A 13,254-nucleotide genomic window follows, 5' to 3' on the forward strand; every position below is an offset into this window, starting at 1 on the left:
GCGAATGAGCTCATTGATCCCACGGCGCCTCCTGCCAGCGGTCGAACAGAAAATCGCTGAACGCCGTCAGCCGGCGCGGCACGGGTTCGCGCCGTGCCCGCACGATGCTGATCTTCGAGGGCGTGGCTTCCCATTCGGGCAACACGCGCACCAGCCTCCCGTCGCGCAGTTCCTCGTGAATATCCCAGGTCTCGCGCAGCGAGATACCCAACCCGGCCAGGCACCACGCATGTAGCACGTCGCCGTTGTCGCTGCACAGCGTACCGCTGACCGCGACAGGCTTCTCCCGGTGGCCCTTGCGCAGCGGCCAGGTGCTTTGCAGCAGGCCCGGATAGGCGAACACCAGGCAGTTGTGCCGTTCCAGTTCTTCCGGCTGCGCGGGACTGCCATGCGCTTTCAGATAGGCGGGAGACGCCGCCAGGATGCGCCGGTTGTCGGCCACACGCCGCGCCACCAAACGCGAATCGGCCAACTCGCCCATGCGGATCGCCAGGTCGAGGTCGCCGCTATACAGATCCTGCACTTGATCGGACAGGCGCAGGTCGAAACCGACCCTGGGATGCAGGCGGCAGAAATCGTGGATAGCCGGGGCCACGAACTTGCGCCCGAACGGCGTGGGCGCGGTCAAGCGGATGGTGCCGCTCAGTTCCTGGCTGCCGCCAGTCGCCAGTTCTTGCACTTCTTCCAGCACCGCCAAGGCAACCCGTGCGCGCTCGGCGATGGCGCGGCCTTCGCTGGTGATGCGCAAGTTACGGGTGTTGCGCTCGAACAGTGTGGTGCCCAACGCCTGTTCCAGCCGGGCGATCTGCTTGCTGACCGTCTTAGGCGCGAGGTGCAGGTCGCGTGCGGCGGCGGAAAAGCTATGGCGCTCCACAACATGCACGAACACCGCTAGGTCATCAAGATTGCGCAGGGCCATTTGGGTCGTTCCGGGGAAAGTGTTTGTAGATTTTGGTCGTTTAAAGGATATACCGAATTCACCAGAATGAGGATCCCAACTTCCCACATTGCAACGCGCATGCCTCCGTTGGAGGTGTCCGGCGGTGTGCTCGATTCGCTTGCAGGAGCTTCTGATGACCCAACGTGTTCTTTTCGTCCTGACCAGCCACGACCGCAAGGGACCGGCCGGCGCCGCCGATGCCGCGCCCAGCGGTTTCTATCTGTCCGAGGTCACGCATCCGCATCGGGTGCTGGCAGACGCCGGTCATGCGGTCGATTTCGTCAGCCCCAAGGGCGGCAAGACGCACGTCGATGGACTCGATCTGGACGATCCGATCAATGTCGCGTTCTGGAACGATGCGACGCTAAGAAGCGCCATCGAGAACACCATGGCACCCACGCAGGTCGGTCCCGATGCCTACGCCGCGATCTTCTACGCCGGCGGCCACGCGACGATGTGGGACTTCCCGGACAACGCCGAACTGGCGGCCATTGCGGCGTTCATCTACGAGCGTGGCGGCGTGGTCGCGGCGGTGTGCCACGGGCCGGCCGGGCTGGTAAACCTCAAGTTGTCCGATGGCGGCTATCTGGTAACGGGTAAGGACGTGTCGGCCTTCACCAACGAGGAGGAGCGTGCGGTCGGCCTGTACGACACGGTGCCCTTCCTGCTGGCCGATGCTTTGCAGGAGCGTGGCGCCCGGCATGTGCCTGCGGCGAATTTCCAGGTGCAGGTAGTGGCGAGCGAGCGCCTGGTGACGGGGCAGAACCCGGCCTCGGCCAAGGGCGTCGCGGAAGCGATGCTGCCCCTATTAGCGGTGATAGCCGAGAAGCGAGGCTGAACCATGAATCCACGTATGCCTTTCGTCATCTACGTCTTCGCGCTTTGCGCGTTCGCCCTGGGCTTTACCGAGTTCGTCACCATCGGCCTGGTGTCCACTATTTCCGCTGATCTGCATGTCAGCGTCAGCCAGGTTGGCGCGGCGGTTACGGCCTACGCGCTGGGTGCGGTGATTGGTGCGCCAGGCCTGACCGCGCTGGCAACCCGCTGGCCGCGCAAGCGGCTGCTGCTGGTGGCGATGGGTCTGTTCACGTTGGGCAACGCTGTAGTCAGTCTGTCCGATGCACTGACACCCATGTTGGTGGCCCGCTTCGCCTCCGGCCTGGGACATGGGGTATTTCTCGCCGTAGCATCCAGCGTGGCAACCCAATTGGCGGGCCGACATCGCGCCGGTGCGGCGGTGGCCGTGGTGTTCGGCGGCCTGACGCTGGCACTGGCGCTGGGCGTACCGCTCGGCACCTACCTGGGCAGCGTGTTGAGCTGGCAGGTCATCTTCATGGCAGTGGCCGCAAGTGGTGCCATTGGATTCGTCGGCCTGCTAGCCCTGATGCCGACAGATCTCAACGATGCCTCGGCGCAGGCCAATGCGATGGATGGCCTGAAAGCCATGTTCAATCCGCGTCTGCTGGCCGGAGCCGGTATCACCGTGTTGGCGTATGCGGGATCTTTCGCGCTCTACACCTACATTTCGCCGATCCTGCTGCAAGTGACGGACGTGAGTGAAAGCATGGCGAGCCTTTTGATGCTGGGCTACGGCGTGATGGCCGCCATTGGCAATGTGTGGGGCGGGCGGCTCACCGACCGCAAGGGTGCCGACTTTGCGGTGATGACTGTGCTCGTCGGCCTGGCCGTCGTGCTGTTGGCGATATGGGAATCGGCACCATCGTTGCCGTTGATGGTGTTGCTGACGGGCCTGCTGGGTGCGCTGACCTATGCGGCGGTGCCAGCCTTGCAGGCGCGGGTGATCGGGTTGTCGCACATCCACGCGCCGCAGGCGCCAGCGGTGGCGGCTGGGCTGAACATCGCCGGCTTCAATGGCGGCATCGCGTTGGGTTCGCTGCTAGGCGGGGCCAGCCTGGAAGCGATGGGTCTGACCAGCACGGCCTGGGTCGGTGCGGTTGCCGTGGGCCTGGGGATCGTCTGGATGCTCTGGCAGATGCGGCGTCCCACGTTCCTGGGCGCAAGAACTCATAGATAGGTGAACGATGGATCTTCGGCATCTTCGCTGCTTCCTGGCCGGAGCCGAAGAATTCCACTTCGCCCGTGCGGCGGAGCAACTGCACATTGAGCAATCGCCGCTGTCTCGGGCCATCAAAGAGCTCTAAGAAGAACTGGGCGTGGTGCTGTTCGCACGCACAACACGCAGCACACGCCTGACGCGTGCGGGCAAGCTTTTTATTGAGCATGTGCCGCGTGTCTTCTCTGTCTTGCAGCAAGCCAGTGACAGCGTGAAGGCCTCAGCCAACGGCTTCCATAGTCGATCGCGCATTGCCCTGTCCGACGGCATCACGCCCTCGCGACTTCCGGCTTTGCTGGCGCTTTGTCGGCAGGAAGAACCCGAGGTCGAAATCCGCTTCTTCGAGGTGCCGCTGTCGCAGCAGATCAAAGGGCTGCACGGCGACCTGTACGATGCGGGCTTTGCACGTGCCGATGAAGTCGGCAAGCCGCGTGCAGGTCGTGTGGAACCGCATCATCCTGCCGGACACGTCTTCACTCACGCGGGACAAACTAGCCGGTTCCGATCCGGCCGGCTATGCCGGCCTGGAGGATGGCGTCGATTGGCACTGGGGACGCATCCTAGCGGGTGCCGCGCTGTCCACCATATTGGGCGTAGGCTCCGAGCTGGCAGTCTCGAAACAAGGCAATGTCAATGGCAATACCGTCATCGCGTTCTGGGATAGCGCGCAGGACACGGCCAATCAGGTTGGCCAGGAGTTCGCACGCCGCAACCTCAACATCCAGCCGACGCTGACCGAGCGGTCCGGCCTGCCGGTAAGCATCATCGTCAATCGGGATCTGGTGATTCGACCGTATCAGCCGTTGTTCTTCTACCGTGTGACTTCACAATGAGCACGCCCAAGAAGCTGCGGCTGGGGCCATTGCCGAAAACCGAGAACATCAAGCTTACGTTCGGATGTCCGGTCACGCTCAAGGCCGACCTCGACCGCTATGCCGCGCTGCACGCGTAGACCTACGGCGAAGCGGTCGATGCCACGGTGGCCAGCTCCGAAACCGCGCTGACGAAGCCTGTTACTACTATCGGTCACCGCATGGCGAACGCGCGGCTCAAGGGCTGCGCGTTTAATTTCTGCGGCAAGGAGAGGATGAGATAATCCTTGAACGGTTGCCTTATCGCTCGCCATGGCGTGATGAGGCTTGCTGCCGCGATGCTCTTATGGACTCCTAGGCCATAGAGTTGGAAGTCCTGAAAAAAACCTCAATCCGGTCTAACCGTTGCCCTGTATAGGCTTCTGATGCGATCTGCATTCAATCAGAACGCTTCATACAGGCCATATTTTAATGGCCGGAATACGGTGGCAGTCAGTGGAATTAAGAAATGAAAAAATGAAGAGGGGGCCTGGTGGGGCGCCAGGCGAGGAAGAGAAAAGCCACCTTAGGCGGTCTGACGCAGTCGACAAGCTCCTCGCAAAACTTGATTTAACTGCGCCCTGATTCGCCAACCAACCCTTGTCGTGGCCTGGGTCGGAACATGCTGGCACGCATCCGCGCACAAAGGGTGCCCAGTGTTTCCCCGGTGGGCTCCGGGACTGAATATGATCGCCGTGGCGGATGACCGCTGTTGCCTGGCAGAGGCGACAGTGGTCATCCGCCACCACTATCAGGTCGAGCACAAAGCGGGAATGGAATTCCGCAGAAGAGAAGGCTCCGAACTCAGGGAGTCCGACCGAACTACCCGGAGCGAATCGGTCTTGGGTCGCCGTAAGCGATGATCCTGACGTACTACAGCAGAGCGGGTGTGACGAAGTCAAGCCAGTGGGTAAAGAGGTTATTTGCTACTGAGATGAGCGGCCAACTGTTCGACGGTCGTCAGGATAAAGGCACGGTCGCTTTCTTGAAGGCCGCTCAGCAGACCCGCGATCATCTGGCCCTGGTCGTTGGGGCGACTGCTCGACTCCGTTAGCAGTTCATCCATCCGGCAGTCGAAGATGTCCGCCAGTTGCATCAGTTTGACCACGGAAAGCTCAACCACGCCCCGCTCAAGGCGCGAAATGGCTTCGCTGCCGATCCCCAGCCGTTCAGCCACCTCTTCCTGGGTCAGATTACGCTGAGTGCGGTGTTTCGCGATCATGCGCCCGATTTGGGCTTGGGTTGGATGTTTATGTGCCAAGTGATCAGTTCTCCAATTCAACCCGAATGGTTGAGCAAAGACCCGTTGACATGAACATCCTTAGAGGTTGAGTATCGACTTATATGGTTGCTATATTGACTGAAATAGCTGTTTGTCGCGACGTGACGTCTGTTCCTCCAGGAACAGAGCCCGTAGTGACCAGTGAGACTGAGCGGTTCGATAGGACCAAATGGAGGAAAGGTTGAGCATGGATGAGCAGCGCGAGAACGTCATGGACCTGATCTGGGATCGAACACTGGAGCTGTTCATCAAAATCCATGACTGCCCTGATAACCCCGAACACCGCAACAGCCTTGTTCATTGGCTTAACGAAGATCCTGCTCACCTGAAAGCGTTCAACGAACTGGGGCAGATATGGATAGCGACAGGCATCGCCTTGGCCCGTGAAATCGGACGACCGCTAAGCGACTTGGAGAAGGATCAGCCGCCATTGATGATGCACTGACTCATCACCCCAAGATTCATGTGGACACCAATGGCGCCTCATGGACGAGGCGTCCCTTTGCTGATTGGCACGGTGCCTTTGCAGTCGGGGTAGTGGGAGCATGACCAGAACGGCCCTGATTTTCCCTTTCGCCTGAGCGTTGAGGCATTGCAATTGGGGCAAGCCGGCCCGGCTTCGACCGGTACCGACAAGGTGAGCGCTCCGCAGTTTGCGATCAGCTGCGTAATCCAATGCGCCTGCTTGGCAACGAATGCATCCAAGCTCAGACGTCCTGCTTCGATTTCATCCAGAGCTTGCTCCCAGATCGCTGTCATACCCGGATCGGCGACTGCCGCGGGTACCGCTTCGATCAGGGTATGGGCCGCTGCGGAGGCCGTTAATGCACGTTTTTTCTTCAGCAAGTAACCGCGATCAATCAACCCTTTGATGATGCCAGCTCGTGTGGCTTCGGTGCCGATACCGGTGGTGTCCCGAAGTTTCTGTTTAAGGCGCGGATCGTTGACCAACTTGGCGACGTTTTTCATCGCCTTGACTAGATCGCCCTCGGTGAGCGGTTTGGGCGCAGCGGTGCGCATGGACTTGAGTTCGACGTCGTCCACTTCGCATTGCATACCCTGTTGTAGGGCGGGCAACCTCTGGGATTTTCGACTGGGTTCATCGTCTTCGGCGTTGTCGGAGAGTAAACCTTTCCAGCCATGGACGATGATCTGTTTGCCAACAGCAGTCAAACGCTCGGCGCCGCACTCCAGTTCGACCTCGGTTCGATCAAACTCGTGATGCGGTAGGAATTGCGCGAGGTAGTGACTACGAATCAGTTCGTAGACTTGGCGTTCTTGTTCGGACATCCGCGCCAGGTTCGCCGGCTCGGTGGTGGGGATGATGGCGTGGTGCGCGGTGACCTTGGAATCGTTCCACACGCGGGAGTGCAGTGATCGATCGAGTCTTCCGAATGTGGGCTGCAGCGCCGGATCCGTTTTGAGCAGGGCATCGAATACCGCGGGAACCTCGTTGAACAGACTATCCGGCAAATAGCGGCAATCACTGCGCGGATAGGTGGTGGCTTTGTAGGTTTCATACAGGGCTTGGGCGATGTTCAGGGTTTCCTGAGCGCCGAGTCCCAGTTTGCGCGAGCAGACTTCTTGCAGTGTGCTTAGGTCGAAGGGCAGGGGCGGAGGTTCTCGGAAACGCTCAGTCTGCAGCGAGAGCACTGTGGCGGTCATACTGCTAGAAATCTCTTGGGCCGCCTGAGTGACCAGCGCTTGTTGCAGGCAACGACCTGCCTCGTCCTGCCCTGAGCTGGGTGGTAACCACGACGTGATGAATGGTTGCCCCATTGAGGACAGGTGCACCTCCACTTCCCAGTAGGGCACCGAGACGAAGCTGGCAATCGCACGATCCCGATCGACTACCAAACGTAAAGTGGGTGTCTGGACGCGTCCAACCGACAATACACCGTCGTAGCCCGCCCGCCGACCAAGAAGGGTAAACAAACGACTCAGGTTCATGCCGATCAGCCAGTCGGCTCGGCTGCGGGCGAGGGCTGAGTGGTAAAGCAGGAAGGTCTCCTGACCAGACTTTAGTGAGGAAAGTGCGTTGCGAATCGACGCCTCATTGAGTGCGGACAACCAAAGACGTTGAACGGGACCTCGATACTTGCAGAGTTCTAGTAGCTCGCGGGCAATCATTTCACCTTCACGATCGGCGTCGGTCGCGATGACGACAGCAGAGGCTTCACTGAGCAGGCGCTTGATGACTTTGAACTGTGCCGCAGTCTTGGGTTTGACCTCGACCATCCACTGCGCGGGAATGATCGGTAGATGATCCAACGACCAACTCTTGAATTGCTCGCCATAGGCTTCAGGCGATGCTATCTCCAGCAGGTGGCCGATACACCACGTTACGGTTGTCTCTGTGCCAATCAGGCAACCATCACCACGCCGAGTGGCCCCGAGTACCTTGGCGATGTCCCGACCCTGGGAAGGTTTTTCGCAGAGGAAGAGGCGCATAGAACTGCTCCGTATTGAGGTCGGAGCAGCGTTGTCGGAAACATCAGTGGCGAGATATGAGAAACCTGAATGGCAGGTTCCTCATATTAGTCGGTGAGGGCAGTCTTGAATGGGGCGTGGCTACTACCATGTAGTCACGTGGACGACAGTGCTTCATGAGCAGCGAGTAATGACAGACCAGGAACTTCGCGCAAAGGCGCAATTTTTGTGCCTCAAGTCAGTCATGCCGATGGTGGCTGCCCTCTGCGCTTTTTGGACTTCGACGCAGGCGAGCTGGCCAGGTCTGTAGCCTGCCCGACGGGAGCCGCAGACGAAGCTGATTCACCTGAGCGCTCCCGCATGACCACGTTCTGCACGCGATGAGGCAGAATGCCGACACGACGCGCCTCGATCTTGAAGGTGACCCGCGCATTGTCTTCACTGTCCTCCCACTCGTCGCGTACGGTGCGGCCCTCTACCAACACGCGCATGCCTTTCTGGTACAGCGTGCTCCAGTGTTCGGCGTCGCGGTGCCAGAGCTCGACCGGCGCCCAATAGCCGCCTCGATCTTCGTAGCTGCCATCGCGTGGCACGGGGTTGTCGAAGTACACATTCAGGCGCAGCAGACGCCGTGGCTCGTCATTGCCTGACGGGAATTCCTGGAACTCTGGCGCACTGCCGATGTTGCCTTCGCCGACGAAAAAAGTACTCATCGTGATATCTCCGCTGCTGGTGTGGACTGGCGCAGCAGCCGTTCGGCGCTGGCCATTTTGATCGCGCAGGTTGAAGCCTGACGGTAGAGCGAATGCACCACGCTCATCTGCAAGTTCAGTGCAATGCGTTCGCATTCGAAACGGTGCAATCCCTCGCGTACGGTTGGCGGCAAGGCCTTGCTGGAGACCTGGCGTTCCCAGACCGCAACGCCCATACGGGCAAAATCGCGGGTGCGCCATCGCAAAAAGGTGCTCCGCGCACTGGTGTTCTGCAGCACCAATCGAATATCCAGCAACGAGTAAGGCGGTTGCCCGGCCTGCTGCGCCACAGCCTCCATCAGAAGACGTAACTGCGCCTCAGTTGCCCTCGCCACCTGCGCCAGGTATTCCAGTTCCCCCTTACCCTTAAAAGGTTTCAAAAGGCCTTTTAGGGAAGCAGCGTGTTCGAGCTGTCGATAGGCATCCGGTGTTAGTGTTTCGAGGGGCATTGGTTGAGTCGCGATCAGGGGGGGCATACTTCGTCCTCTCGATCATCCACTGCCGCAGACGGCTCTAACGCGTCCTCTGCCAACGCGTCGGCGTCATCCACTGCCACAGCGCCCCGACGAATGATGGGTGGCGCGAACTGAGAGCGGCGATGCCCTTCAAGGATGTCCATAGGGGGGAGTCCAAACTTCTCCATAGCCGCCAGAGCACGGGCGTTGTTCGCAGCCATGTCATCACGGGTGATGCCAGCATGCCGATAGCGCTGCGCCTGACCGAACAAACTGCGCAGCAGGTGGGCGCCGTCGTCGATCCAGGCTTCCATGTCTCGGCGACCGATCAGGGCGGTGTGATGTGCCAACAGTGTATGCCGCACCAGCGTGTCGTAGTCAGTCAGCAGGTAGACGGCGAGAAATCCCAGTTGGCTGCCGATGTACAAGGGTAAGGTGACGGGGTGGATATTGAGGTTATCGCTCATGTCGATCTGCGTCGGCAGCTCCTGTCTGATCCGGTCCAACTGCTGGGTCAGTTCCAGCATCCCAGCCTTGGCCTGCATCAATTTTTCTTCGAGCTGCACGATCGCCCAGTCGGCATAAGGATCGTCCTGCGCTGCGGCTTGTTTGATCAGGTTTGTGACGCTGATGTAGCCCGCCATACCCATAATCGGGTGGACTCCTTTGCGTGCGGTCCGGCCCTGCCAGATCCGGGCGGCGTGGTGCGTGTGCAGCGTCAGCGTGATGCTACTGCGCAATGAACCCAGGTTGAGCTGATAGTGATCGGCCACGTTGTAGTCCTCGCATAGGCTTGCACGGAGACGTTGCGATATATGAAGGTCAAGGACAGCTGAAAAGCTGAATGCGGTGTGTTCGGTTTGGTTTGAGATGGTTGAATTTCGAGACGCTCGTCAGTGATGCCAGTGGCATCAAATCTACTGACGTCCAGGGGGTTTGCTACGCAGCTGGCGTAGTTCATCCAGGCACGCTTGGGCGAGGGCAGAGGCGGGTTCGCCCTTTTTCCTAAGTTGGCGCGGGGGAGAGGGGGGCGGCTCTGTCATGGGTAACGATTCAGCCTGACCTGCCCAAGGGCGGAAATCGCCTTTCAGCGCCCGCTGGATCAGGCCCATCAGATACGCCGCGGGTTTGCGGACGCTTCCTGCCGCACATCGCGCGCCCGCTTCGTTGAGCACCGCCTGCCGATCTGCTGGTTTCAGCTTGTTCAGCGTCACGGTGACGGCCTGCCGCTCGCTCGGACTTAGGTGCAGCGGATCAGGCCAGTGCAGGTTATCCACCGCCGGGGTCGCGCGCGGTATCGTACAAATACTTTCTTTTAATACAGTACAGGCGGCATTCGCATTCCGAACGCTGCCGGAAACATGGGCGTTCAGACCCGGTTCGGATTCCGAACTAGGCCCTGCACGATTCCGAACGCGGTGGGCGCCACCCAGTTCGGAATCGTGTAACGCTTCATCGGGTGCGAGATCCAATCCTTGCTGTGTCCACTGGTCGCTCCAACTGTCGAGCCGGGAGGGGAGTCGATCCAAATCGATATCGGTGTCCTGATGAATTTCTTCCAAAACATGCCGAGCGACAATTCGCACCGCCTTGGTCGCGTGAGAGAGGGCATGTCCGACCAGCTCCAGATAATCCTGATCCAGCTCCATGGCTTCGGCGGGCGTTAACGGTTCATCGTGCAGGACGTACAGAGAACCTTGTAAGCGCCCGCTGAGATGATCGCGGCCACGACTCACCAAACTGAGCCAGCGGGTCAGCCTGAGCATCGTCAAGACGCGAGCGATGGTTTCACGGGAGGCTGACGCACCGTAGGGTACGCTCGACAGGTAAGGTTGCAGATCTTCATAGCGCGGTGTGACCACACCCTGGCCTTGCAGCATGAGTCTAAATACTTGCCATGCATTACGCTCCAATGGCGTCAGCCGACAATCCAGCAGCAAGCGACGCGGCACGACTTCGTGTGATTGGCCACTGAACAGGAAGCCTGCTTGCAGGGCCTGGTTGGAAGGATGTTCAGTGCTGGGGCGTGCGGGCCAACGTTCACTTAGTTGTTGGGTGCATTGCTGCAGGACACGCTGCCAGCGACTGGAAGGGGCAGTGTTCATGTTCCGTTGCTGTAATGGTCGATCTGCTGCCAAACGATGGTCAAGCTGATCTGTTGCTCCTCCGCCAACATCATCATGGCGTCGAGCTGATTCTCAGCACCGTCTTGATCGCGTAGCTGGCACCAACGCTGCCAGAGCGCATGTTCCTGCGCTTCGCTCAAGTTCTGGGGGCGGCCCTTACGGGTTTCTATTTTGAGCAGACGTCGGCGCAGGGCGGTTTCCGAATGCGCCAAGCCGAAGCACTGATACATGATGGTACTGCTAGCACCGAGCTTTAGCGCTCGGTTGATTAAACGCTCGTTATGTTCGTCGCGTTCGGCCTGGTCGATCAACCGATGCAACACCGGCGAATCAATCTTGACCTCAACCCAGGGGACGGTGGCATGGGCCAGGCGTGACAGGGTGGTCGGCGGTAATGATTGCAACAGGTAGATGTCCTCTTCACCCAGTCCGAGTGCTTTGCAGCGTTGCAGATTACCCAGGCGCAACTCGTGAAGGACCTGGGTTAGCATGGCCTGGTTGAGCACATTGAAGGACAGGTTCATGGCAGCTCCCTTGGTGAATCGTCTTCATGGGTAAGCGTTAAGTCGATCAGGCGCCGGGATAAGCGAATGAGGCGATACAGTTTTATTAGCAGACCGTCCGGCAGTCGCTCCAGCCCTACGTCCACGGCGGGACGATCTGTCAGCGGAAGTTGATAGACCCCCAACAACAGCTGCCCGAACAGAGCTGAGGGCAATTGCTTGCGATCCTCCCAGTTTACTTCGTCTTGGGCACGCAGCAGGGCCAAGAGCAACAGGTGAACGCCGGCCGCACGAGGGGCTGCAAGATCAAGCTGCTCGATGCTGAGGGCGAAACCCAGGCCGTGCTTTTGGTCGATGATGCTCTCGGGATGTCCGGCATAGGCCGCCATTTCCCGAGCCAAGCCGGCAATGGCTAAACGCAGTTGTTCGGGGGTATCCAGTGTTGGTGCGATGATCCAGATGTCGTCGATCGGGCAGATTGCGACGGTTGGTTCTGGTTTGGGGGCAGTGTCGCGTTCAATCTGTTCGCGGATCTGCTGGACACGTGACGGAGAGCTGACTGCTGATACGACATTCGTTACGGGCAGCGTGAGCTGTTCCTCTCGCTCTGTTTCGGTCTGCGTCCAGGTTTGAGCTGATTTGGGATGCGGCCCGGGTGGAGGAGGCTCGGCCGCGGGCTCATCAACGCTCGGCAGAAGGTTGTTCTGCGGGGGCGTGATGACTACGCCCGGCGTCTGCATAACCCGTTGGGTATCGCCCAGCTCCAGGGCCAACATGCGGTAGGACTGTCCGAGTAAGCGACTCATGCGTTCGAGCAGTTCATCTTGGATTTGCTCAAGGTCGAAGGACTCTGGGTCGGCATCGAATTGCCCTAGGGTGTCGAGCCAAAACTCGGGAAAAGCGATGGCGTCGGTTGGATAACGATTCCAGGTTCGTTCAGCCTGGCTACGCAGACCAATTAGGCGTTCAATTTTTGGTTTTCCCAACCCGGCATACAGGGTTTGTGGAATGGCGGGCAGTAAATGTTCAAGGGTGTCCAGCATCCGGCTGATGTGCGACTGCGAAATTGGATAGCCTCCAGCGGCAAGACGTCGTGCCAGCTCACGTTGCGAGAGTGTTGCGCCATCTGATTCAAGCATGGTCTTGAGTTTGGTCACTGCCAGAGCACGCTCGATAAAAGTGAGCTGGCCATGCAGATCGCTTTCAGCAAGATGGCCGAGTAAGGCGCTGATTTCATTGGTCCAGGGTCGGAACAGGCAATTGATGCGGAAGAAACGCTCGTCGCGGGTTTCCTGCCACAGCTCGCCGAGAATCGCCAAGCGCGTATTACCACCGTTGCGGATGATGAAAGAGGTTTCACCCGGGCGGCGGGTAATCGGTGGAGGTTGATCCAGCCCGCGTTCACGGATTGATGCCTTGATATCGTCATAAAGCGGATTACGGATGAAGCGTGGGTTGTGTTCGTAGGGGCGTAACTGTTCCAGAGTGACCAGCATGGGAGTGTCGATAACTGGATCGGACAGGCGCTCCAGTCCTGGACCTCGCGTGAAGGGGCCCCGGTGCAGCTTGTCGGTGATTTCCTCCTGACTGAGCTTCTTCATCTGAACCGCCTCGATTAACGCCGGTTACGCAAATGGTCACCGACCTCGAACTTCACGATTTCGGCAGTTCCTGAACCTTCGAAATGTTGGGAGAGTTCTGCGAGGAACCACACCATGGCCGAGCGCCCCCCTTGCAAACGAAAAACCACAGTGCAGTATTCCTCGCAAGCCGCGTCGTTTGGTCGAATGAAAGGCTGAACAACGATAGGAAACTGATCCGACATTAGAAACTCCTTACCA

13 protein-coding genes and 3 pseudogenes are annotated in these 13,254 nt (G+C 59.2%); 6 read left to right on the plus strand and 10 right to left on the minus strand.

Translation table 11 applies throughout. The features are described 5' to 3' along the window. Positions 1-10: 10 nt before the first annotated feature. A complete protein-coding gene (locus tag ABCR88_RS14205; protein WP_236188265.1) occupies positions 11-919 on the minus strand; it encodes a LysR family transcriptional regulator in 909 nt (302 codons plus the stop codon). 154 nt (positions 920-1,073) lie between these two features. Here ABCR88_RS14205 and ABCR88_RS14210 point away from each other — a divergent pair, with 154 nt between their 5' ends. The 5 genes and pseudogenes from ABCR88_RS14210 to ABCR88_RS14230 form a co-directional block, all read left to right on the plus strand. Then, the gene (locus ABCR88_RS14210; RefSeq protein ID WP_236188263.1) at positions 1,074-1,778 is read left to right on the plus strand and encodes a type 1 glutamine amidotransferase domain-containing protein; all 705 of its coding nucleotides are present in this window, start codon (positions 1,074-1,076) and stop codon (positions 1,776-1,778) included. Between the two features lie 15 nt (positions 1,779-1,793). Then, a complete protein-coding gene (locus tag ABCR88_RS14215; RefSeq protein ID WP_350404746.1) occupies positions 1,794-2,975 on the plus strand; it encodes an MFS transporter in 1,182 nt (393 codons plus the stop codon). A 7-nt stretch (positions 2,976-2,982) separates the two neighbouring features. Next, positions 2,983-3,438, plus strand: a pseudogene (locus tag ABCR88_RS14220) (LysR family transcriptional regulator); the annotation flags it as partial. Between the two features lies 1 nt (position 3,439). Further along, positions 3,440-3,847 (plus strand): annotated as a pseudogene (locus ABCR88_RS14225) (TrbI/VirB10 family protein); the annotation flags it as partial. Continuing rightward, a pseudogene (locus ABCR88_RS14230) lies at positions 3,844-3,963 on the plus strand (DUF2274 domain-containing protein); the annotation flags it as partial. The pseudogenes ABCR88_RS14225 and ABCR88_RS14230, both read left to right, overlap by 4 nt. 821 nt (positions 3,964-4,784) lie before the next feature. Here the strand turns inward: ABCR88_RS14230 and ABCR88_RS14235 are convergent. Next, a complete protein-coding gene (locus ABCR88_RS14235; RefSeq protein WP_027912505.1) occupies positions 4,785-5,126 on the minus strand; it encodes a helix-turn-helix transcriptional regulator in 342 nt (113 codons plus the stop codon). Positions 5,127-5,334: 208 nt separating this feature from the next. Here ABCR88_RS14235 and ABCR88_RS14240 point away from each other — a divergent pair, with 208 nt between their 5' ends. Next, positions 5,335-5,592, plus strand: a complete 258-nt coding sequence (locus ABCR88_RS14240; RefSeq protein WP_236184551.1) for a hypothetical protein — start codon at positions 5,335-5,337, stop codon at positions 5,590-5,592. 38 nt (positions 5,593-5,630) lie between these two features. Here the strand turns inward: ABCR88_RS14240 and ABCR88_RS14245 are convergent, their stop codons facing one another. The 8 genes from ABCR88_RS14245 to ABCR88_RS14280 all read right to left on the minus strand — a co-directional run bounded on the left by ABCR88_RS14245 (position 5,631) and on the right by ABCR88_RS14280 (position 13,238). Continuing rightward, positions 5,631-7,598, minus strand: coding sequence for a DNA topoisomerase III (locus ABCR88_RS14245; protein ID WP_236188261.1), 1,968 nt, complete (start codon positions 7,596-7,598; stop codon positions 5,631-5,633). 221 nt (positions 7,599-7,819) lie between these two features. Further along, positions 7,820-8,290, minus strand: coding sequence for a single-stranded DNA-binding protein (locus tag ABCR88_RS14250; protein ID WP_236188259.1), 471 nt, complete (start codon positions 8,288-8,290; stop codon positions 7,820-7,822). Beyond that, positions 8,287-8,805, minus strand: a complete 519-nt coding sequence (locus tag ABCR88_RS14255) for a DUF3158 family protein (protein ID WP_236188258.1) — start codon at positions 8,803-8,805, stop codon at positions 8,287-8,289. Before ABCR88_RS14255 ends, ABCR88_RS14250 begins: the two co-directional genes overlap by 4 nt. After that, a complete protein-coding gene (locus ABCR88_RS14260; RefSeq protein WP_236188254.1) occupies positions 8,793-9,557 on the minus strand; it encodes a PFL_4669 family integrating conjugative element protein in 765 nt (254 codons plus the stop codon). Before ABCR88_RS14260 ends, ABCR88_RS14255 begins: the two co-directional genes overlap by 13 nt. Positions 9,558-9,701: 144 nt before the next feature. Then, positions 9,702-10,889 carry an STY4528 family pathogenicity island replication protein gene (locus tag ABCR88_RS14265; protein WP_236188249.1) on the minus strand — a complete coding sequence of 396 codons (1,188 nt, stop codon included), beginning with the start codon at positions 10,887-10,889 and terminating at the stop codon, positions 9,702-9,704. Beyond that, a complete protein-coding gene (locus ABCR88_RS14270) occupies positions 10,886-11,434 on the minus strand; it encodes a DUF2857 domain-containing protein (RefSeq protein WP_108538419.1) in 549 nt (182 codons plus the stop codon). Before ABCR88_RS14270 ends, ABCR88_RS14265 begins: the two co-directional genes overlap by 4 nt. Continuing rightward, positions 11,431-13,014: a ParB family protein gene (locus ABCR88_RS14275; RefSeq protein WP_236188242.1), complete on the minus strand. Its 1,584-nt coding sequence runs from the start codon at positions 13,012-13,014 to the stop codon at positions 11,431-11,433. Before ABCR88_RS14275 ends, ABCR88_RS14270 begins: the two co-directional genes overlap by 4 nt. Before the next feature lie 14 nt (positions 13,015-13,028). Further along, positions 13,029-13,238, minus strand: coding sequence for a hypothetical protein (locus ABCR88_RS14280; protein WP_236184527.1), 210 nt, complete (start codon positions 13,236-13,238; stop codon positions 13,029-13,031). Positions 13,239-13,254: the final 16 nt, after the last annotated feature.

It is taken from the genome of Pseudomonas sp. W17, from assembly GCF_040268305.1.
Taxonomy (GTDB): domain Bacteria; phylum Pseudomonadota; class Gammaproteobacteria; order Pseudomonadales; family Pseudomonadaceae; genus Aquipseudomonas; species Aquipseudomonas protegens.